We start from the raw sequence: 20232 nt of genomic DNA on the forward strand, positions 1-20232 counted from the left end.
GCGCGGATGTACGGACGCATGCGCGTGATCGCAACGCCGTCAGAGGCCGAGCCAGACGAGCGGGGCGGGCAGCGCGGTCGCGGCATAATCGACCTGCAGCACGCGACGATGTCCGTCGCCCTGCGCGGCGGCGGAGGCGTGGAGGATCGGGGTGGCGTAGCACCACACATCGCCGGCGTTTGCGAGGCAGGCGACGGCGCCGCAGCGCGCGACGGTGCCGGCGATCGCGTCTTCGGCGATGCGACCGAGGCGGTGCGAGCCGGGGGCGATCAGCAAGGGTGCGTTGTCGATGGGCGTGTCGTCGAGGTGGATGCGCAGCGTGACCATCGCCTCGGTGATCGCGAAGGGCGGTTCGACGTGCTGGATGCCTTGTTTGGTCGACCATGGGCCGTAACCGGGAACGTCGGCGCGGGCGCGGACGGCGATCGTGCGGTCCTGGTGCCAGCCGAGCGAACAGTTGGTGGCGGGCGTCTTGTCGAACAGGACCGCGCGCACCGGCTGCGCGGCGGGGCCGAGGTGCCGAGCGGCGATGTTGTGGATGGGACCGGTGGGGAGGAGCAGGGGCAGTGCGGGGTGCCCGTGAAGGCGGAGGCCGGCGCGCTCCTGCGGGAGGTTGGCGGCGAGCTGGTGGAGTGCCGGGAGGAGTTCGGCGGCGGCGGCTGGGTGGTGGGTCGCACCGTCGCGGGGCCAGTCGAGGGGCGGGGTGGCGCTCATTGGTCGGGGGTACCAAGCCACCTTCGTCATTGCGAGCGTCGGGGCGTGGATCGACGCTCCTCCTCACCGTCATCCCGGACTTGATCCGGGATCCCGCTTTCTCTGCGCGGCCTGCGAGGGAGCGGGGCCCCGGATCAAGTCCGGGGCGACGTGCAGAGAAGTGCCGATCTCCCCCGCGGCCACGACGCGGGAGTAAATCCCGCGTCGTCGGACGGCGCTGCGGCGCCGCCGGCCGTGTCGGCGGATGCAGCGTTGCTGCGCTTGCTGCACCGGCGGGCAGCTTGCCCGCCTTCCGCCTTACAGCTTCTCCGTCAGCTCCGGCACCACCTTGAACAGGTCGCCGACCAGCCCGAGGTCCGCGACCTGGAAGATCGGCGCGTCCTCGTCCTTGTTGATCGCGATGATCGTCTTGGAGTCCTTCATGCCCGCGAGATGCTGGATCGCGCCCGAGATACCGACCGCGACATACACTTCCGGCGCGACGATCTTGCCGGTCTGCCCGACCTGATAGTCGTTCGGCACATAGCCCGCGTCGACCGCCGCGCGGCTCGCGCCGACACCCGCGCCGAGCTTGTCGGCGAGCGGCTCGATCAATTCGTGGAACTTCTCGCCCGAACCAAGCGCGCGGCCGCCCGAGACGATCACCTTCGCGCTGGTCAGCTCGGGACGCGTCGAGGCCGCAATCTCCTGATTGACGAAGGTCGACAGGCCCTTGTCGCCCGTCGTGGCGACCGCTTCGACGGTGCCCGAGCCACCCTCGGCGGCGGCCTTCTCGAAGGCGGTGCCGCGGACGGTGAGGACCTTCTTCGCGTCCGTCGTCTTGACGGTCGCGATCGCATTGCCGGCGTAGATCGGGCGGGTGAACGTATCCTCGCCCTCGACCGACAGCACGTCGCTGATCTGCATGACGTCGAGCAGCGCGGCGACGCGCGGGGCGACCGCCTTGCCGGTGGTGGTGGCGGGCGCGACGAAGGCATCGTGATGCCCCATCAGCTCGACGACCAGTGGCGCGACATTCTCGGCGAGCTGGTGCGCATAGGCCGCGTCGTCGGCGACATGCACCTTGCCAACGCCCGCGATCTTAGCCGCCGCCTCGGCGACCGCGCCGACGCCTTGCCCCGCGACGAGCAGATGCACCTCGCCCAGCTTCGCCGCGGCGGTGACCGCGGAGAGCGTGGCGTCCTTGACGGTCGATCCGTCGTGTTCGACCCAAACCAGAGTCTTCATGATCCGTTTCCTTCCCGATCCGCTCACCCGCTCCGTTCGTGCTGAGGAGGCATTGAGCTTGTCGAAATGCCGTCTCGAAGCACATGCCCTTCGAGACGAGGCTTCGACAGGCTCAGCCTCTCCTCAGGGCGAACGGAATACCTGTGACGGCAGCCTTTACTTCGCGATGCCCATCGACTTCAGCCGGTTCACCAGCTCGTCGACATCGGCGACCTTGACGCCCGCCATGCGCTTGGCCGGCTCGGCGACGCTGACCACGGTCAGCCGCGGCGTCACGTCGACGCCGAAGTCCGCGGCGGTCTTGGTCGCGAGCGGCTTCGACTTGGCCTTCATGATGTTGGGCAGCGAGGCGTAGCGCGGTTCGTTGAGGCGCAGGTCGGTGGTGACGATCGCCGGTAGCTTGAAGGTGTCGGTCTCCAGCCCGCCGTCGACCTCGCGGGTGACAGTGACGCTGTCGGCGGCCAGCTCGACCTTCGACGCGAACGTCCCCTGGCCCCAACCGAGCAGCCCGGCGAGCATCTGCCCGGTCTGGTTGTTGTCGTCGTCGATCGCCTGCTTGCCGAGGATCACGAGGCTCGGTTGTTCCTCCTCGACGATCTTGGCGAGCAGCTTGGCGACGCCCAGCGGCTCGACCTTGGTCTCCGAAGTGACGAGGATCGCGCGGTCGGCGCCCATCGCCAGCGCGGTGCGCAGCGTGTCCTGCGCCTTGGGCTCGCCGATCGAGACGACGACGATCTCGGTGAGCGCGCCCTTTTCCTTCAGGCGGATCGCTTCCTCGACCGCGATCTCGTCGAAGGGGTTCATGCTCATCTTGACGTTGGCGAGATCGACGCCCGAGCCGTCCGCCTTCACGCGGGGCTTCACATTATAGTCAAGCACGCGCTTGACCGGCACCAGCACCTTCATTGCGCTACCCTCCTCAATCTGTCCGGGCTGCTACCTGACGTTTACGTAAACATCAAGTGAGCGGCCGGATGCGGCCGGGTCGCGAACGGCCGGCATCCTCTGCGATACAGCGATAAAGCGTCAGGCCGCCCAGATGTCCATCGCGATGTGCGGGGCCGCGGCGTGACGCCCGATGTGCGAAGGGCGAGGCCGGCATGCCGACCCCGCCCCCGCGAGTCTTCAAAGCGTCCGCGGTAACCGCGGCGCGCGTCAGGCGACCTTCTTGACCTCGGCGACGATCTTCTGCGCGGCATCGCCCAGATCGTTGGCGGGGACGATCGCGAGACCCGAGTTCGACAGGATTTCCTTGCCCTTGTCGACGTTCGTGCCCTCGAGGCGCACGACGAGCGGCACCGACAGGTTCACTTCCTTCGCCGCGGCGACGATGCCCTCGGCGATGATGTCGCACTTCATGATCCCGCCGAAAATGTTGACGAGGATGCCCTTCACCGCCGGATCGGCGAGAATGATCTTGAACGCCGCCGTCACCTTCTCCTTGCTCGCGCCGCCGCCGACGTCGAGGAAGTTGGCGGGGAACATGCCGTTCAGCTTGATGATGTCCATCGTCGCCATCGCCAGCCCGGCGCCGTTGACCATACAGCCGATGTCGCCATCCAGCTTGATATAGGCGAGGTCGTACTTCGACGCTTCCAGCTCGGCGGCGTCCTCCTCGGTCTCGTCGCGCAGCTCGGCGATGTCCTTGTGGCGGAACATGGCGTTGCCGTCGAAGCCGACCTTGGCGTCGAGCACCATCAGCTTGCCGTCGTCGGTGACGGCGAGCGGGTTGATCTCGATCTGCTCGGCGTCGGTGCCGAGGAAGGCGTCGTAGAGCTTCGCGGCGACGTTCGCCGCCTGCTTGGCGAGGTCGCCGGTCAGTTCGAGCGCGCCCGCGACCGCGCGGCCGTGGTGCGGCTGGAAGCCGGTCGCCGGGTCGACGTCGATCGAGTGGATCTTCTCGGGCGTGTCATGCGCGACCGTCTCGATGTCCACGCCACCCTCGGTCGAGGCGACGAACGAGATGCGGCCGGTGGCGCGGTTGACGAGCAGCGCGAGGTAGAATTCCTTCGCGATGTCGACGCCGTCGGTGACGTACAGGCGGTTGACCTGCTTGCCGGCCTCGCCGGTCTGGATCGTCACCAGCGTGTTGCCGAGCATCTCGGTCGCGGCGTGGCGCACCTCGTCCTCGGTCTTGGCGAGGCGGACGCCGCCCTTGCTGCCCTCGGGAAGTTCCTTGAACTTGCCCTTGCCGCGGCCGCCGGCGTGGATCTGCGCCTTGACGACGTAGAGCGGCCCCGGCAGCTTCTTCGAGACCTCGACCGCCTCATCCACGCTCATCGCGGCATAGCCGGCGGGTACGGGCACGCCGAATTTTGCGAGCAGTTCCTTGGCCTGATATTCGTGGATGTTCACGGGGGCTCTCCCAGGTGCAGCGATAAAATCGCGGCAGCCTAAAGCACAGGGGCGCGCGCAAATCCACCTTTTATCGTTCCGCAGTTGCGATGCAATTGCAATAGATGGTTGTGGTTGCTCTTTCGTTCTGGCAACGCCATGTCCTTTCCGGTGATCCGGCTCCCGCATCCCGCGCTGCACGCGAGCCATTCCGGCATCTGGATGGCGGATGGCGAGGCGACGCGCGCGCTGTCGCGCGGCGAAGCGATCCGGCTGGCGGCGGACACGCCGGTGATCCTGCTCAACGCACCGCTGATCGGGCAGCGGCTGGGCTATGCCGAGCTGTCGGGGCTCGACCTGCTCGAACTGTTCGCCTTTCTCCATCCGGCGCGCTTCATGGTGCCGACCCCGAAGGGTGTCGCGGATGCATGCGGCCTGCCCGCGCCGGCGCGCGACGATGAGGTGGCGGCGTTCCTGCGCGACGCGGCGGCGCGGATGCTGGCGGTAACCGAGAGCGACTGGCCCGAGCGCGAGGGCGCATGGACCGCGGCGCAATCGCTGACCCGCGCGCGATGGGCGTGGGCGCCGGTCGTCGCGCCGCGCATTCCCAAGCCGCAGCAGAACGAGCGCTGGCTGTTCGCGCGACTCCCCGAATGGGACGAGGTCGCGCCGCGCCCCGCGCCGCGCAGCGTCACGCTGGAGGAACGCGCGGTGCTCGACCGGCTCGATCGGCTGACCGGCGCGGGGGCCGAGCCGCGCGCCGGGCAGCGCGCCTATGCCGCCGCCGCCAGCGCCGCCTTCGCGCCGCGCGTCACGCGCGAGGCACCGAACCTGATGCTCGCCGAGGCGGGGACCGGGATCGGCAAGACGCTCGGCTATCTGGCTCCCGCCAGCCTGTGGGCCGAACAGGCCGGCGGCGCGGTGTGGGTGTCGACCTACACCAAGGCGCTGCAACGGCAATTGGGGCATGAAACGCGGCGGCTGTATCCCGATCGCGCGCTGCGCAAGGCCAAGGTGGTGACGCGCAAGGGGCGCGAAAATTACCTGTGCCTGCTCAATCTCGAGGATGCGTTGCAGGGAGGGTTTGCGGGGCGCGCGGCGATCCTCGCGCATCTGGTCGCGCGCTGGGCGGCCTATACGGACGATGGGGACATGGTCGGCGGCGACCTGCCCGGCTGGCTGGTGGCGCTGTTCCGCCGCAACGGCTCGGCGGCGCTGACCGACCGACGCGGCGAATGCGTTTATGCCGGCTGCCCGCATTACCGTAAATGCTTCATCGAGCGCGCGGCGCGCGCCTCGGCCGAGGCTGATCTGGTGATCGCCAACCATGCGTTGGTGATGGTCAATGCTGCCCGCGGGCGCGAGCTGGCGACGCGGCCGACACGTTACGTCTTCGACGAGGGGCATCATCTGTTCGACGCCGCCGATGCGATGTTCGGTACCGCGCTGACCGGATCGGAGACGATCGAGCTGCGGCGCTGGATCGTCGGGCCGGAGGGGACGTCACGCGGGCGGCGGCGCGGGTTGCAGGCGCGACTGTCGGATGTCGCGAGCTATGACGAGCAGGGCGGCCGCGCCGTGACCGACATCGTCGGCGCGGCGCAGGCGCTGGCGTCCGACGGCTGGCTGTCGCGCGTCGCCGAGGGCCAGCCGTTCGGCGCGATCGAGGCGCTGCTGGGGGCGGTGCGCGGGCTCGCCTATGCGCGCTCCGAGGAGCGCGGCGCGGATGCCGGCTACGGGCTGGAGACCGAGCTGGCCGAGCCGTCGCCCGAGTTGATCGAGGCCGCCGCGCCCGCCGCGCAGGCGCTCGACGCGCTGGTGCGGCCGATGGTGGCGCTCGGCAAAAGGCTCGAGGCGGTGCTCGCGGAGGGGCCGGATTGGCTCGACGGGCAGGCGCGCGCGCGGGTCGAGGGAGCGATCGCCTCGCTCGGCTGGCGCGCGGAGACGGTCGCCGCGTGGTTGGCGCTGCTCGCACGCATCGGCGGCCCGGCCGACCCGCGCTTCGTCGACTGGCTGGCGGTCGACCGCGTCGAGGGGCGCGAATATGACATTGGGCTGCATCGCCGCTGGCTCGATCCGACGCTGCCGTTTGCCGAGACGGTGCTGAAGGGCGCGCATGGGGCATTGGTCACCTCGGCGACGCTGACTGCGGGCGGCGACTGGGATACCGCCGAGGCGCGGGTCGGCGCACCGCACCTGCCGCGCGCGGCGGGGCGCTTCCAGGTCGAATCGCCGTTCGACTATGCGGCGCGCGCCGAGGTGGTGATCGTCACCGACGTGAAGCGCGGCGACATCCCCGCGCTCGCCAATGCCTATGCGCGGCTGGTCGAGGCGAGCGAAGGCGGCGCGCTCGGGCTGTTCACCGCGATCCGCCGGCTGCGCGCGGTCCATGCGCGGGTCGCCGACCGGCTGGCGCGCGCCGGGCTGCCGCTCCACGCGCAGCATGTCGATCCGGTCGATACGGGCACGTTGGTCGACATCTTCCGCGACGATCCGCACGCCAGCCTGTTCGGCACCGACGCGTTGCGCGACGGGGTCGACGTGCCCGGCCATTCGCTGCGGCTGGTGGTGATGGAGGGCGTGCCATGGCCCAAGCCGACCGTGCTCCACGCCGCGCGCCGGCTGACCGGCGGCGGCAGCGCCTATGACGACCGGATCGTGCGCGCGCGGCTGGCGCAGGCATTCGGGCGGCTGATCCGGCGCGGGAGCGACGCGGGGCTGTTCGTGCTGCTGTCCGCCGCAATGCCGTCACGCCTGCTCGACGCCTTTCCGCCGGGCGTGCCGGTGACGCGCGTGCCGCTCGATGAAGCGGTCGAAAGAGTGAAGCGGCGGCTTTCCACCGGAGTTAACATGGGGCATGACGCGGCCCTCGACGCCTGACGGAGACCGACGCCCCGTGAAGACGCTGACGCTGCTGCGCCATGCCAAATCGGGCTGGGACGATCCGGTGGCGCGCGATTTCGACCGTCCGCTCAATGCGCGCGGGCGACGCGCGGCGGTGACGATGGGGCGGCATCTCCGGGACTTGCGACTGACCTTCGACCGCGTGGTCGCCTCGCCGGCGGCGCGGGTCGACGAAACGATCGTCGAGGTCGCGCGCGGATTGGGACGCGCGCTGACCCCGACGTGGGACCGGCGGCTGTATCTCGCCGCGCCGACGACGCTGCTCGACGTGGTGCATGAATGCGAGCCAGCGGCGGAGTCGCTGCTGCTGGTCGGGCACAATCCGGGGCTGGAGGAGCTGACGTTGCTGCTCGTTCCCGATGATGCGAGCGCGCTTCGGCTGGCAGCGGAGGAGAAATATCCGACCGCGACATTGGCCGAGATTACTTTCGATGCCGACGATTGGGCAGCGGTGGGCGTCGGACGCGGGCGACTGACCCGCTTCATCCGGCCGCGCGACGTCGATCCCACGCTGGGACCGGACGGCGACTGACGGCTGCGCCCTAGTCTAGCAACGAACGGAGGCGGGCGTCGCTGCGCGGATGCTGCATTGCGGATGCCCTATCATCGTGACCTGCGCATCGGGACCGGCGGTGATCCGGGCGGTGCTGCGCGCGGCGGCGCGGACGATCAGGTCACCGGCCGCCTGAATCGTCGTCCGCTCGGCCGATAGCGCGGTGGTGTCGATCGCGCCGGGGCCGTTGCCGGCGAGCCGCGCCTCGGTCACGCGACCGCCGGCGGTGATCGCCCCGTCGCCGACGAGTGTCGCGTCGAACCGCTCGGCATCGACGCGCCCGACGAAAACCGTGCCCGCACCCGCTACCGAGACGGTCGTCGTCCCACCGCGCAGCGTGTCGATGCGCGCCGTGGCGGGCGCGAAGAGCGCAACCGTGTCGAGGCGCGGGGTGGCGACGATGATCTCGGCGTTCCCGGAAAAGCTGCGGGGCGCACGGATCGTCAGCGTGGTGCCGTCGACCCGCAGGTCGAGCGCGTCGAGCGTCGCTCGATCGGCGGCGGTGCCGCGCACGCCGTTACCGCCGCCGGTCACGACGCGCAGCGTTACCGGCGCCTCGACCCGCAGCCGCTCGATGCTGCCGACCGGCCAGCGCCGCTCGGCGGCCCCGGCGGGGGTCGCGAGCAGCGCGACGAGCGCGATCAGGCCCCGCACCGCACCGTGCCGGACCCGGCCTTGCGCACCGTGCAGCGCGCGCCGCCGCCGAGATCGACATCGCCCGAGCCGACCAGCGACACCGTCGCCGGGCCGCGGACCGTGGCGCGAATATTGCCCGATCCAGCCGACTTGATCGCGGCCTCGCGCGCGACCAGCCCCGCGGCATCGACATTGCCCGATCCGGCGAGGTTGAGCGAAAGCTGGCCGGTCTGACCCGCGGTGGCGATGTTGCCGGAGCCGGCGAGGGTCAGGCCGAGCGAGTCGATCGCGATCTGCGCGATCCGCAGGTTGCCCGAGCCGGCGAGTCGCGCGTCGAAGCTGCTGCCGCGTACCTGGTCGATCGCAAGGTCGCCTGAGCCGTCGAGCGACGCGGCGGTCAGCTTCGGCAACGTGACATAGACGCGGGCGTTGCCCCGCGCCCCGCTCCAGCGCCGCGAGACGATCAGGCGATCGCCGTCACGCGAGATCGTCAGCTTGGCGAGGATCTGGGGATCGCCCTCGGCGCGAACCGAGAAGCCGCCGCCGACGCGGACATCGACGTCATCGCTGCCCGCCAGTTTGACCGCGGTGAAGTCGCGTACGTCATAGGAGCGCGTCGCGCCGGACCCTTGTGCCGGCACCTCCCGCCCTTCGATGTTGGCATTGTTGCCGCATGCGACCAGTGGCAGCAGCGCCGCGAGCATCATCGACCGCATCGTCCGTCTCCCTTTTGTGTGTTGCTACGTTAATACACGCAAAGGAGGCGCACAAACGAAAAGAGGCGACCGTCGCCGGCCGCCTCTTCTGCACGCAACAGGGTGATACCGCGTCAGGCGGGCACCTTGTCCTTGTTGTAGATCGCCGCGGCCTTGCGGAGGATCTCCAGGATCTTCTCCTGCGCGGCCGGCTCGTCGATCTGCTCCATCGCGGCGAGTTCGCGCGCGAGGCGGCTGCACGCGCCTTCGAAGATCTGCCGCTCGGAATAGCTCTGCTCGGGCTGGTCGTCGGCACGGAACAGGTCGCGGACCACCTCGGCGATCGACGCGAGGTCGCCCGAGTTGATCTTCGCCTCATATTCCTGCGCGCGGCGAGACCACATGGTGCGCTTCACCTTGGGCTTGCCCTTCAGCGTCTCCATCGCCTCGCGCATCGTCTTGTCCGACGACAGCTTGCGCATACCGACCGATTCGGCCTTGTTGGTGGGGACGCGGAGCGTCATCCGCTCCTTTTCGAACCGCAGGACGTACAGCTCGAGCTGCATCCCGGCGATTTCCTGTTTCTGCAACTCGATGACGCGCCCGACGCCGTGCTTGGGGTAAACGACATAATCGCCGACATCGAAATGCAGAGCCTTGGCAGCCATAGGTGGCCTTTCCAATGTTGTGGCCCCAACGAAGCCGACCCGTGGCGCGAGCGCCGCGTTGCTGGTCGGGCTGGGGCAAAAAGGTTGGACGTCTCCGGCGGACGCTGAGGAAGCGCCCGTGCCGGACGTATATAACCCATCCGCAATAAAATTTCCAGCCTGTTTAGGGCAGCGACGCTGACGGGGCGGAACTTTTTTACAAGGAAGGCGTGTCGTGACGGGCCAGCCACGCGCGCAGGATGCCGATCGTTTCGGCCGGGCGATCGCTGAGCGTTCCGTGCGCCGCACCCGGAATCACGGCGACCTCCGCCCCGCCCGGCACGCGCGCGGCGAAGCCCAGCGCGGTCACCGGGCGCGCCTCGTCATACTGGCCGACCATGAACAGGGTGCGCGCGCCGTCCAGTTTCGCGAGCAGCGGCGTGCCGTCGTAATCGCGTAGCGTGCCGGTCGCGACGAACTCGCTCCTGCCCCACATCGTCTCGTAAAGTCGTTGGTTCGACCCGCGATTGCCCGGTGCGCGCATCGCGTCGCGCATCGCGGCCGGCGCCTCCTCGCGACGGTTGTAGTGGCGATAGAAGTCGTCGGTCGCGGCATCGCAGGCGGCAGGTGGGGGCGAGGTCGCGCTCTCGCAGGCCAGCAGCGTGTCGCGCGTCGCGGGGGGCAGGGCGGCGCGCAAGACGTCGGCGTCGGCGAGCCAGGCCCTGGTGGCGATCAGCGGTCCGCCGAGCACGACACTGATCAGTTCGGCGGGACGGCGCGCGGCATATTCGAGCGCGATCGTGCCGCCCCAGCTCATCCCGCAAACGTGCCATCGCGGGACATGCAGGCCGCGCCGGATCGCCTCCAGCTCGTCGACGAAGCGCGGCACGCGCCAGTTGGCGGGGTCCTGCCGCCAGTCGGAGCGGCCGCTGTCGAGCTGGTCGTAAAGGATCACGGCGCGCTCGTCCGCAAGCGCCAGCGCGTCGAGCATTCCGGTGTGCGTGCCGCCGGGGCCGCCGTGGATCAGCACGAGCGGCGGACGGGGGCCATTCAGGTCGCCATTGACGCGGACGTAGACGCGGCCGCCCGGAACGGGGAGCATCGCCTCGCGGTCGGGCGGCGGGTAGCGGGCGTCGCGCGCGAACGCAGGCAGTGGCACCAGCGCCGCGGCGCCGCCGGCCAGCAGCGCGCGGCGCGTCAGCCGCATCCGCGTCAGTCGCCCTTGCCGGGTTCGGGCGAGAAGAATTTGTCGTACTTGCCCTCGACGCCCTTCATCTCGTCGGCATCGGGCGGGGTCTGGTCGAGCTTGCGCGTGACGTTGGGCCATTGCGCCGAGAAGGTGTTGTTCAGCTCAAGCCATTGTTCCAGCCCGCTTTCGGTGTCGGGCAGGATCGCCTCCGCCGGGCATTCGGGCTCGCACACGCCGCAGTCGATACACTCCGACGGATTGATGACGAGCATGTTCTCGCCCTCATAGAAGCAGTCGACCGGACATACTTCCACGCAGTCCATATACTTGCAGCGGATGCAGGCGTCGGTGACGACATAGGTCATGGTCGGCTAATTCCTCACTTCTCGCGCGCCGCTTTCGCGCCGTCGGTGTCGCGCGTCAACGCTCTGGTGACGAAACCGGCGCAGACAGGGCCAGTTCCTGATAGCAAGCCTGCGCCTCCGGGGCCGGGCCGCGCCGCGCCGGCAACGACTCGACGCGCAAGACCCGCACGCGCCCGCCGTGGAAGAAGGTCAGGATATTGCCGACCCGCACCGGCGCATGGGCGCGGTCGATCGCGCGGCCATCGATGCGGAAATGGCCGTCGCAGGCGAGCGCCTGCGCGACGTCGCGGGTCTTGGCCAGCCGCGCGAACCACAGGTAGCGGTCGAGCCGCATCGTCGCCCCGCCCGTTGTCGGGCCGGTCATCGCCCCATCAGCCCGGCGAGCGCGGCGAAGGCGTTGGCGGGATCGGGGGCGGCGACCTTCGCGCGCGCCCGGCCCCGCCAGACGTAATGCGGGGCCGCATCGGGCTTGGCGACCGGGCGGAAGCCCAGCTCGGCCATCAATCGCGCGACCGTCGCGGGTTCGAGCCCGATCGACACCGCCAGCGCCGGATCGGGCGCGAAGGGTGCACGGCCGTGCGCGCCACGCGCGTCATGCGCGGCGCGCGCCACGCGCTCGACGAGGTCGATCCGCACCGCCTGTCCACCGAGCGCGCGAAAGCCCATCAGCGGCACCGCGCCGGGCGCACCGCGCGGCAGCGTCGTCGCGCCCGGCGGCGGCGCGGGCGGGGTGGGCGTGCCATAAGCGGCGAGCAGCGCGCGCCGCCACGCCTGCGCGGCGGGCTTGAGCAGCCGCGGGTCGAACAGGTCGAGCGCGCCGATCGTGATCCGCTGCCGCCGGAGCCATTGCCGCTGGCCGGGTGCGAGCGCCTCGATCGCGTCGCGCAGCGGCAGACGTTGCGCGAAGCCCGCGCCGGCCTCTATTGCGGCGGCGATGCTGCGCAGCGCGGGACCGGCCTCGGCAGCGCGCGTCGCCTCCGACAGCGCGGCGAGCGCGGGGAGCGTGCGCGCGATCGTCTCGGCGGTCCAGCGCCGCAATCGCTCGACGACGCGGGTGCGCAGCGGCGGGTCGAGACAGTCGAGCGCGTCGTCGAGCACCACCTGCGGACGCGCCAGCGAGGTGCCACGCACCAGCCGCGCGACGACCAGCCCGTCGGCGGCGATCGTCCCGTCTGCACCCAGCGCAAACTGCGCATCGTCGCTGGCGATCAGCGCCTCGGCACGACGGCGGCGCTCGCCCGCGAGCCGCTTCTCGGCGGTGGCGAGCAGCAGGCGCTTGTCGTGCGCGCACGCATCGGGGGCGACGACGAAGCGGAAGCCTTCCAGCCGCCCGATCGTGTGGGTGTCGATCGTCACCTCGCCCTGCGCGTCGATCTCGACCGGGAGCGCGCCGACCCCGCCACCGATCTTCTTGGCGAGCGCGGTGGTGCGCTTGTCGACGAAGCGCTGCGTCAGGCTGGCGTGGAGCGCATCCGACAGGCGCTCCTCGATCTCGAGCGTGCGCGCCGCCCAGGTCTGCGGGTCGGCGAGCCAGTCGGGGCGCTGCGCGATATAGGCCCAGCTGCGGATCGCGGCGATGCGGCCAGCGATCGTCTCGACATCGCCCTCGGTACGGTCGAGCCGCGCGACCTCGTCGGCGAACCATTGGTGCGGGATAAAACCCTGCGACAGGTAGCCGAACACGCGTCCGACGAAGCGCGCGTGCGGGTCGAGCCCGAGCTTGGCGAAATCGGGGATGCCGCACGCCGCCCATAGCCGCGCGACATTGCCGCGCGCGCGGTCGCGAACGCCGGGCTCCTCGGCGAGCCGCTTGAGGATCTTGAGGTCGAGCGCCTCGGGCGCGGCGCGCAAGGCGAGATCGTCGGGGCGCTCCGACAGGCTGGCGACCAAGGCGTCGATGCTCGACAGGTCAGGGGTGCCGTTGCGCCAATAGAGCCAGTCGAGCCGTGGGAAGCGATGCCCCTCGATCGCGGCGACTTCCTCGGGCTCGAACGCGTCGGGCCCTTCCTCGGTCAGCGCGCCGAACGTGCCGTCGCGCTGGTGCCGCCCGGCGCGGCCGGCGATCTGCGCCATCTCGGAGACGCGCAGCCGGCGGCGCTGCTGGCCGTCGAACTTGTGGAGCCCGGCGAAGGCGACATGCCCGACGTCGAGGTTCAGCCCCATGCCGATCGCGTCGGTGGCGACCAGATAATCGACCTCGCCGGCCTGGAACATCGCGACCTGCGCGTTGCGGGTGCGGGGGGACAGCGCCCCCATCACCACCGCCGCACCGCCGCGCAAGCGCCGCAGCATCTCGGCGGTGGCATAGACTTCCTCGGCGGAGAAGGCGACGATCGCCGAGCGGCGCGGCAGCCGCGACAGCTTCTTCGCGCCGGCATAGCTGAGCGTCGAGAAGCGTGGGCGTTCGACGATCTCGATCCCGGGCACCAGCGCGCGCAGCACCGGGCGCAGCGACTCGGAGCCGAGGATCATCGTCTCCTCGCGACCGCGTGCGCGCAGGATGCGGTCGGTGAAGACATGCCCGCGCTCGCGGTCGCTGCCGAGTTGCGCCTCGTCGAGCGCGACGAACGCCACGTCCTGCTGCAGCGGCATGCTCTCGGCGGTGCACAGGAACCAGCGCGCGTCCCTGGGGACGATGCGCTCCTCGCCGGTGATCAGCGCGACGCGGTCGGCGCCCTTGATCGCGACGACGCGGTCGTAGACCTCGCGCGCCAGAAGGCGGAGCGGGAAGCCGATCATGCCGCTGGAATGCGCGCACATCCGCTCGATCGCGAGATGGGTCTTGCCGGTGTTGGTCGGACCCAGCACGGCCGTGACGCGGGGTCGGTCGAAAGCCACCATGACCTGCCCTACATCGGACGTGCGGCGCGGGGATGCAATTGCTGCAAATCGGGCGCCTCCAGTTCGCCGTCCCAGATTAACGCTCCACCGCAGCGCGACGCTCCGACGTGCGCGGTTAATTTGACTTTAGCGAATCGCGTCCACAACGCTGCGCCTGATGCAGGTCGCTCCGGCGGCGTGCTTTTCGAGAGCGGGGCAGAAGCCGGCGTGTTCTTGCGCGAGCAACAGGGACTGGAATGGGCCGGGGCGGGCGCGGGTGCGTCCGGCCGTGTGGTCCTGCCCGCCGACGATCGCGCATGGCTGCATCGCGCGCGCGCCGCGGCCCGCGACGCCGATTGGGTGCCCGACCTCGGTCGCGACATCGGCAGCCGGACGTGGTGGCGCGGACTCGCGACCTGTACTGCTTTGTGCGCGGGCGTGTGGCTCCTGTCGCCGGGCTTCCAGCCGATCATCGGGGCGAGCGCGCCGGTGATGGGCGAGGCGGCGTTCGAGGAAGCGCGGACGCAGTCGTTCGCGCCGCTCGCCTTGGGCGCGACGACCGGGCGGCGGATGGCGGCAGGCGCGCTGGTGCGTCCGCTGAGCGAAACCCCCGAACGTCCGCAGATCGAACTGACGGCGGCGCTCGGTGACGGCGACACGCTGGCGGGCACGTTGCAGCGCGCCGGGGTCGGCGGCGGCGAGGCGGCGCGGGTCGCGTCGTTGGTCGGCGGCGCAACGCTGCGGCCGGGGACGTTGCTGTCGCTGACGCTCGGGCGGCGGCCGACCAAATTCCAGCCGCGCCCGCTCGAAAAGCTCGATTTCCGCGCGGCGTTCGATCTCAACATGACGGTGCTGCGCGCGGGCGAGGGGCTGACGGTGCTGCGCCGCCCGATCGCGATCGACCGCACCCCGCTCCACGTCCGCGGGATCGTCGGGGCGAGCCTGTACCGTTCGGCGCGCGCGGCGGGGGTGCCGGCGCGGGTGGTCGAGACGTATCTCAAGGCGCTCGGCGCGCACATGCCGATCGAGCGGATCGACCCCGGCGACACGTTCGACATCGTCGCCGACCAGCAGCGTGCCGCGACCGGCGAGGTCGAGGTCGGGCAGCTGCAATATGCCGGGCTCGACCGCGGGCGGCAGAAGGTGACCCTGGTGCGCTGGGGCGACCGCGACGGCGACGGCGGCACGCTGATGGACCCGGGCGGGCAGGTCGAGCGGCGCGGGACGATGGGGATGCCGGTCGCCGGGCGCGTCACCTCGACGTTCGGGATGCGGATGCATCCGCTGCTCGGCTTCATGCGGATGCACAAGGGCACCGACATCGGCGCGCCTTATGGCAGCCCGATCTATGCCGCGATGGACGGCGTGGTGCAGTCGGCGGGGCGCGCGGGCGGTTACGGCAATTTCGTCAAGCTCGCCCATGCCGGGGGGCTGGCGACCGGTTACGGCCACATGAGCCGCTTTGCGGTACGCGCCGGGATGCGCGTCGCGCGCGGACAGGTGATCGGCTATGTCGGGTCGACCGGCATCTCGACCGGACCGCACCTCCATTGGGAGGTGTGGCAGAACGGTCGCCCGGTGAACCCGCGCAGCATCTCGATGAGCAGCCTGCAGGCGCTGCCGGCCGCGACGATCCGCGCGATGAAGGCGAAGATGGCGCGGCTGCTCGACACGCCGCTGCGCTGATCTTGCGGGCGGCGCGTGGCCGACCCACATCGCTGTTTCCATGCCGCTTCATCTCACCAAGGTCGCGTTCGGCGCGGCGAGCGTCGACCTGCTTGCCGAGCGCTTGCAGGCGCGTGCCGCCGCCGGACCGGTGTTCCTGACCACGCGCTATCTTCCCAAGCGGCACGAGGAAGTCGCCGGGCAGGGGTCGTTGTTCTGGATCATCAAGCACCAGCTCGTCGCGCGCTCGCCGATCCTGTCGTTCGGCGAGGCCGAGGGCGGGCGGGTCGCGATCCATATCGACCCGAACCTGCGGCTGGTGCTGGCGCAGCCGCGCCGCGCGCATCAGGGCTGGCGCTATCTGGAGGCGCAGGACGCGCCGGTCGATCTGGGTGGGGACGTGGCCGACGGACTGGCCGCGATGCCGCCGGTGCTGGTGGGCAAGCTGAACGAGCTTGGCTTGATCTGATCGGCGGCCGACCTGCGGCCCGTCGCGCCAGACAGGCGCGGCGGGCCGGGGTTTGGATCAGGCGAGCTTGAACGCGGCCGAGCGGCGGCGCAGGCCGTAGCCCACCATCGCGAAGCCGAGGATCATCGTCATCCATGTCGCGGGCTCCGGCACGGCCGGGGTCGCGGTATAGTCATAGCTGATCGCGAACGACGAGGTCGCGTTGGTCTGCTGTGCCGCCGCGGCGTTGCCGCCGGTCGCCGACAGGAGCAGGCCGGTCAGCGTCTTCGCCGACACATCGAAGGTGCCGCTGTTGGCGGCGGCGATGAACGCCGACAGCGACGCGCCGGTGATGGTGAAGACCGTCGAGCCCGACCCGTTGCTGGCGAAGTCCTTCGAGGTCACCGTGCTGGGCCCGACCGAGTAGATCGAGCTGTTGCCCAGCAGGTCATAGGCCGCCGGGATCAGCGTGGCGGCGCCGATGCCCGCCTGGGTGGTGTTGACCAACTGGTTCAGGACCGAAGCGACACCCGCGTCGGTCGACTGAAACTGCGCAGCCGACTCGGTGCGGACGCTGCCCGTCGAGTCGGTGGTCGCCGAGACGGTGATCGTCGACTGGAAGGAGTAGCCGACCGTCAGATAGGCGGCGGTCAGCGTGCCGAGGCTGGAATCGAACTTCGTCAGATTGCCCAGCAGGTTAGTATAGTCGGTCGGGCCGGTCGTGCTGACCGATCCGCCGCTGATGTTGATCGGCGTGGCGGCATTCGCGGTCGTGGCGGTCAGTGCGCCGCATAGCAGCGCCGTCGCGAGCGCCGCCTTCTTCATCACGGACATGATCATTCTCCCCAATTGGCGCACCTCGCGCCATGTTGCCGACCCCTACTCATGGTTAATGACATGTTGAGTAATAAATCGAGGTGGAATTAGGAAAGTTGTTGCAATGCAGTAAAGAACGTTACCCGAAATGGTGACCGGAGCGAAGTGTTTGTAAAATCACTGAAGTGGCGCCGTTCGATTCATCGTCGGTAAGTGCGATCATTCACTTTCTACGAAGCTGATTTATTGGAGTTTCTTTTTACTGCGCCCGCGCCGAAGCGGCTGGCGGCCGACGGTGCGCGCCCGCACCGCCTGACTCGAGCGTGCGGGCGTTATCTAATCCAAGTCGAGTAGTTCGCCGGTCGCGTTGACCGATCGGTAAGAAGTGCTGCCTAGCCCGCGATCCAGGGCATGGAGGCCATATGGGACTATTGGATTCACTCGCCGGCTTCATCGACAATGAGGGCCTTGCCGAAGCGTTCGCGGTCAAGCCCGACGATCCCGCCAAGGCGCGCCGGCCGCTGCTGGACGGCATCCAGCGCACGCGCGAGCAATATGCGGAGCGCACCCCCGGCACTGCCAGGGCGGGCGGCCGGTGGTGGCAGGTGCAGAACGGCATCGTCGCCTTCACCGTGAAACTGCCTGGCGGCGCGCTGCCGCTCAACGGATCGGCCACGAACCACCTTCCCGAGGCGATGTTCACGGTCTTTCTCGACAAGCTGGAGCAGGCGGTGGAGGCCGGCGAACTCGACGACGCGCTGAAGGCGCATCAGGAGGAGCGCGCGAGGTCGCAGCCGGCGAGCAGCGGCGCGCCCCGCCGCAAGGGGCGCGACGGCGCGCGCCATCCCGGCAACGACCGCGAGGATTGGGACACGCTGACCTGGGCGCAACGCCAGAAGGTCAACGCACTGTACCGTGAAGGCAAGAACCCCGACGGCACCGTGATCGCCGAGGTCGGCTACAAGCCCGACGCGCCGCTCTGACGAACAGGTAAGGGGCGGCGATCTTGCCCCGCCGCCCCCTTCCCCCCGCGGCGCGCGCGCGCTACCCGCATCGGCCATGACGAACGCGCCCGCTCCCAAGCCCTGGATCATGGACATCGCCCCGTACATCCCGGGGCGCTCGACCACCGACGATGGTCGCAAGGTCGCCAAACTGTCGTCGAACGAAAATCCGCTCGGCACCTCGCCCGCCGCGCGCGCCGCCTTCGCTTCGGCCGCCGACACGCTGGAGCGCTATCCCGACGCCAGCGGCGCGATCGTGCGCGAGGCGATCGCGGCGCGCTTCGGGCTCGATGCGGCGCGGATCATCTACGGCAACGGCTCGGACGAGATCCTGCATCTCGCCGCCGGCGCCTTCGCCGGGCCGGGCGACGAGGTGATCTTCGTCCGCTACGGCTTCGCGGTGTACGAGATCGCGACCCGGCGCGTCGGCGCGACCCCGGTGATCGCGCCCGACCGCGACTATGCCACCGACGTCGACGCGATCCTCGCCTGCGTCACCGAGCGGACGCGCGTCGTCTATGTCGCCAACCCCAACAACCCGACCGGCACCTTCGCGCCCGCCGCCGAGATCGCGCGGCTCCACGCTCGTCTGCCCGGCAACGTGTTGTTGGTGCTCGATCAGGCCTATGGCGAATATCTCGCCGACGCGGATGACGACGGCGGGCTGGAACTGGCGAAAACCGCGCGCAACGTGCTGGTGACGCGAACCTTCTCGAAGATCCACGGGCTCGCCGCCGAGCGGATCGGCTGGGGCTATGCGCACGCCGACATCGTGCAGGCGCTGCACCGCATCCGTCTGCCGTTCAACATCACGATCGGCGGACAGCGCGCCGCGGTCGCCGCGATCGAGGATCGCGCGTTCGTTGAACACACCCGCGCGCACAATGCCGAATGGCGCGCGTGGTTTGCCGAGGAAATCGCCAAGCTGGGCAACGCCGGACTGCGTGCCATCCCGAGCGAGGCCAACTTCGTGCTGGTGGTGTTCGAGGGCGAACTGACCGCCGAGACCGCCTACAAGGGACTGATGGACGCGGGCTATATCGTCCGCTGGCTGCCGGGGCAGGGACTCGCGCAGGGGCTGCGCATCACGATCGGCACCGCGGACGAGACGCGCGGCGTCGCGGCGGCGCTGCGCGAGCTGGTCGAAGGTGGTGCGGCCCCGGCGCACGCCGCCCCCGCCGACAAGGGCATCGAGCGCGGCTGATGCTGCCGTTTGCGCGGGTCTCGATCATCGGCCTCGGGTTGATCGGTTCGTCGATCGCGCGTGCGGTACGGCAATATATGCCGACCGTGCGCCTGACCGGGCATGACGCCGACGCGAACGTGCGCGAGATCGCCCGGCGCATCGACCTGCTCGACGATGTCGCCGATCATGCCGGCGCGGCGGTCACCGACGCCGATCTGGTGATCCTGTGCGTGCCCGTGGGTGCGATGGGTGCGGTCGCCGCCGAGATCGCCGCCGACCTGCCCGCCGATGCGATCGTCAGCGATGTCGGGAGCTGCAAGGCGTCGGTCGCGCAGGCGCTGTCGGCGGTGCTTCCGCCGGCGCGCGTCGTCCCCGCGCATCCGGTCGCAGGCACGGAGCAGAGCGGGCCGGAGGCGGGGTTCGCGACCTTGTTCCGCCGCCGCTGGTGCATCGTCACGCCCTTGCCCGACAGCGACGAGGCGGCGACGATCCGCGTCGAGGATTTCTGGCGGCGGCTCGGTGCGGATGTCGAGCGGATGGCGCCCGACCACCATGATCTCGTCCTCGCCGTCACCAGCCATCTGCCGCACCTGATCGCCTATACGATCGTCGGGACCGCCGACGACCTGCAGCAGGTGACGCAATCGGAGGTCATCAAATTCTCGGCGGGCGGCTTCCGCGACTTCACGCGCATCGCCGCCTCCGACCCGGTGATGTGGCGCGACGTGTTCCTGTCGAACAAGGAGGCGGTGCTGGAGATGCTGCAACGCTTCAGCGAGGATCTCAGCCAGTTGCAGCGCGCGATCCGCTGGGGCGACGGCGACGCGCTGCACGACCGCTTCGCGCGCACCCGGGCGATCCGTCGCTCGATCGTCGATCAGGGGCAGGACGATGCCGCCGCCGACTTCGGGCGCAAGCACGATTGATGTCCCGGAGCTGAGCCGGCGGCCGGTGCCGGCGTTCGCCATGCCCATCGCGGGTAACGCCGCGCCGCAGGAGCGCCGACGCATCTCGACACTCCGCCCGCGC

The 20232-nt window shown here is 69.9% G+C and carries 19 protein-coding genes; 7 read left to right on the forward strand and 12 right to left on the reverse strand.

What is annotated here, in order from left to right; genetic code table 11:
• Nucleotides 1-39 precede the first annotated feature (39 nt).
• From PGN16_RS12840 to sucC, 4 genes are all read right to left on the reverse strand, one after another.
• Entirely contained in the window at nt 40-714 is a 675-nt protein-coding gene (locus PGN16_RS12840) for a phytanoyl-CoA dioxygenase family protein (RefSeq protein WP_335309787.1), read from the reverse strand.
• 297 nt (nt 715-1011) lie between these two features.
• Entirely contained in the window at nt 1012-1941 is a 930-nt protein-coding gene (locus PGN16_RS12845) for an electron transfer flavoprotein subunit alpha/FixB family protein (protein WP_335309788.1), read from the reverse strand.
• 156 nt (nt 1942-2097) lie between these two features.
• On the reverse strand, nt 2098-2847 hold the full coding sequence (locus PGN16_RS12850) for an electron transfer flavoprotein subunit beta/FixA family protein (RefSeq protein WP_335309789.1): 750 nt from the start codon (nt 2845-2847) through the stop codon (nt 2098-2100).
• Nucleotides 2848-3096: 249 nt separating this feature from the next.
• Complete coding sequence (gene sucC / locus PGN16_RS12855; protein WP_335309790.1) at nt 3097-4296, reverse strand: ADP-forming succinate--CoA ligase subunit beta; 1200 nt, start codon at nt 4294-4296, stop codon at nt 3097-3099.
• 138 nt (nt 4297-4434) lie between these two features.
• On the opposite strand from sucC, the gene PGN16_RS12860 reads away from it, so the two are divergent.
• Together PGN16_RS12860 and PGN16_RS12865 are read left to right on the forward strand one after the other, a co-directional pair.
• Nucleotides 4435-7155 carry an ATP-dependent DNA helicase gene (locus PGN16_RS12860; RefSeq protein WP_335309791.1) on the forward strand — a complete coding sequence of 907 codons (2721 nt, stop codon included), beginning with the start codon at nt 4435-4437 and terminating at the stop codon, nt 7153-7155.
• 16 nt (nt 7156-7171) lie between these two features.
• Nucleotides 7172-7711, forward strand: coding sequence for a SixA phosphatase family protein (locus tag PGN16_RS12865; RefSeq protein WP_335309792.1), 540 nt, complete (start codon nt 7172-7174; stop codon nt 7709-7711).
• Between the two features lie 15 nt (nt 7712-7726).
• On the opposite strand, the gene PGN16_RS12870 is transcribed toward PGN16_RS12865, so the two are convergent.
• From PGN16_RS12870 to PGN16_RS12900, 7 genes are all read right to left on the reverse strand, one after another.
• Nucleotides 7727-8386, reverse strand: a complete 660-nt coding sequence (locus PGN16_RS12870; protein ID WP_335309793.1) for a GIN domain-containing protein — start codon at nt 8384-8386, stop codon at nt 7727-7729.
• A complete protein-coding gene (locus PGN16_RS12875) occupies nt 8374-9084 on the reverse strand; it encodes a head GIN domain-containing protein (RefSeq protein WP_335309794.1) in 711 nt (236 codons plus the stop codon). Before PGN16_RS12875 ends, PGN16_RS12870 begins: the two co-directional genes overlap by 13 nt.
• 113 nt (nt 9085-9197) lie before the next feature.
• Nucleotides 9198-9731 carry a CarD family transcriptional regulator gene (locus PGN16_RS12880; RefSeq protein WP_058754474.1) on the reverse strand — a complete coding sequence of 178 codons (534 nt, stop codon included), beginning with the start codon at nt 9729-9731 and terminating at the stop codon, nt 9198-9200.
• 196 nt (nt 9732-9927) lie between these two features.
• Nucleotides 9928-10917 carry an alpha/beta fold hydrolase gene (locus tag PGN16_RS12885; RefSeq protein ID WP_335309795.1) on the reverse strand — a complete coding sequence of 330 codons (990 nt, stop codon included), beginning with the start codon at nt 10915-10917 and terminating at the stop codon, nt 9928-9930.
• Nucleotides 10918-10922: 5 nt separating this feature from the next.
• Nucleotides 10923-11264 (reverse strand): ferredoxin FdxA, encoded by a 342-nt coding sequence (gene fdxA / locus PGN16_RS12890; RefSeq protein WP_058754475.1) that lies wholly within the window; start codon nt 11262-11264, stop codon nt 10923-10925.
• A 55-nt stretch (nt 11265-11319) separates the two neighbouring features.
• The gene (locus PGN16_RS12895; protein WP_335309796.1) at nt 11320-11628 is read right to left on the reverse strand and encodes an RNA-binding S4 domain-containing protein; all 309 of its coding nucleotides are present in this window, start codon (nt 11626-11628) and stop codon (nt 11320-11322) included.
• A complete protein-coding gene (locus PGN16_RS12900; RefSeq protein ID WP_335309797.1) occupies nt 11625-14105 on the reverse strand; it encodes a helicase-related protein in 2481 nt (826 codons plus the stop codon). Before PGN16_RS12900 ends, PGN16_RS12895 begins: the two co-directional genes overlap by 4 nt.
• Before the next feature lie 177 nt (nt 14106-14282).
• Here PGN16_RS12900 and PGN16_RS12905 point away from each other — a divergent pair, with 177 nt between their 5' ends.
• On the forward strand, nt 14283-15770 hold the full coding sequence (locus PGN16_RS12905) for a M23 family metallopeptidase (RefSeq protein WP_335309798.1): 1488 nt from the start codon (nt 14283-14285) through the stop codon (nt 15768-15770).
• 40 nt (nt 15771-15810) lie between these two features.
• Entirely contained in the window at nt 15811-16218 is a 408-nt protein-coding gene (locus tag PGN16_RS12910; RefSeq protein ID WP_335309799.1) for a DUF1489 family protein, read from the forward strand.
• A 57-nt stretch (nt 16219-16275) separates the two neighbouring features.
• On the opposite strand, the gene PGN16_RS12915 is transcribed toward PGN16_RS12910, so the two are convergent.
• A complete protein-coding gene (locus PGN16_RS12915) occupies nt 16276-17031 on the reverse strand; it encodes a choice-of-anchor E domain-containing protein (protein ID WP_335309800.1) in 756 nt (251 codons plus the stop codon).
• A 404-nt stretch (nt 17032-17435) separates the two neighbouring features.
• Here PGN16_RS12915 and PGN16_RS12920 point away from each other — a divergent pair, with 404 nt between their 5' ends.
• The 3 genes from PGN16_RS12920 to PGN16_RS12930 all read left to right on the forward strand — a co-directional run bounded on the left by PGN16_RS12920 (nt 17436) and on the right by PGN16_RS12930 (nt 20129).
• Complete coding sequence (locus PGN16_RS12920; protein WP_335309801.1) at nt 17436-17996, forward strand: hypothetical protein; 561 nt, start codon at nt 17436-17438, stop codon at nt 17994-17996.
• Nucleotides 17997-18072: 76 nt separating this feature from the next.
• A complete protein-coding gene (gene hisC / locus PGN16_RS12925) occupies nt 18073-19221 on the forward strand; it encodes a histidinol-phosphate transaminase (RefSeq protein WP_335309802.1) in 1149 nt (382 codons plus the stop codon).
• Nucleotides 19221-20129 (forward strand): prephenate/arogenate dehydrogenase family protein, encoded by a 909-nt coding sequence (locus PGN16_RS12930; protein WP_335309803.1) that lies wholly within the window; start codon nt 19221-19223, stop codon nt 20127-20129. Before hisC ends, PGN16_RS12930 begins: the two co-directional genes overlap by 1 nt.
• Nucleotides 20130-20232: the final 103 nt, after the last annotated feature.

The organism is Sphingomonas phyllosphaerae (assembly GCF_036946485.1).
GTDB classification, from domain to species: Bacteria; Pseudomonadota; Alphaproteobacteria; order Sphingomonadales; family Sphingomonadaceae; genus Sphingomonas; species Sphingomonas phyllosphaerae_E.

Excerpts from the sequence above, each read along its gene's own strand:
- fdxA (WP_058754475.1), bottom strand. The coding sequence starts at position 11,264 with ATGACCTATGTCGTCACCGACGCCTGCATCCGCTGCAAGTATATGGAC.
- PGN16_RS12930 (WP_335309803.1), top strand. The coding sequence starts at position 19,221 with ATGCTGCCGTTTGCGCGGGTCTCGATCATCGGCCTCGGGTTGATCGGT.
- PGN16_RS12845 (WP_335309788.1), bottom strand. The coding sequence starts at position 1,941 with ATGAAGACTCTGGTTTGGGTCGAACACGACGGATCGACCGTCAAGGAC.
- PGN16_RS12880 (WP_058754474.1), bottom strand. The coding sequence starts at position 9,731 with ATGGCTGCCAAGGCTCTGCATTTCGATGTCGGCGATTATGTCGTTTAC.
- PGN16_RS12840 (WP_335309787.1), bottom strand. The coding sequence starts at position 714 with ATGAGCGCCACCCCGCCCCTCGACTGGCCCCGCGACGGTGCGACCCAC.
- PGN16_RS12920 (WP_335309801.1), top strand. The coding sequence starts at position 17,436 with ATGGGACTATTGGATTCACTCGCCGGCTTCATCGACAATGAGGGCCTT.
- PGN16_RS12850 (WP_335309789.1), bottom strand. The coding sequence starts at position 2,847 with ATGAAGGTGCTGGTGCCGGTCAAGCGCGTGCTTGACTATAATGTGAAG.
- PGN16_RS12910 (WP_335309799.1), top strand. The coding sequence starts at position 15,811 with ATGCCGCTTCATCTCACCAAGGTCGCGTTCGGCGCGGCGAGCGTCGAC.
- PGN16_RS12860 (WP_335309791.1), top strand. The coding sequence starts at position 4,435 with ATGTCCTTTCCGGTGATCCGGCTCCCGCATCCCGCGCTGCACGCGAGC.
- PGN16_RS12900 (WP_335309797.1), bottom strand. The coding sequence starts at position 14,105 with ATGGTGGCTTTCGACCGACCCCGCGTCACGGCCGTGCTGGGTCCGACC.
- PGN16_RS12875 (WP_335309794.1), bottom strand. The coding sequence starts at position 9,084 with ATGCGGTCGATGATGCTCGCGGCGCTGCTGCCACTGGTCGCATGCGGC.
- PGN16_RS12895 (WP_335309796.1), bottom strand. The coding sequence starts at position 11,628 with ATGACCGGCCCGACAACGGGCGGGGCGACGATGCGGCTCGACCGCTAC.
- PGN16_RS12885 (WP_335309795.1), bottom strand. The coding sequence starts at position 10,917 with ATGCGGCTGACGCGCCGCGCGCTGCTGGCCGGCGGCGCCGCGGCGCTG.
- hisC (WP_335309802.1), top strand. The coding sequence starts at position 18,073 with ATGACGAACGCGCCCGCTCCCAAGCCCTGGATCATGGACATCGCCCCG.
- PGN16_RS12915 (WP_335309800.1), bottom strand. The coding sequence starts at position 17,031 with ATGTCCGTGATGAAGAAGGCGGCGCTCGCGACGGCGCTGCTATGCGGC.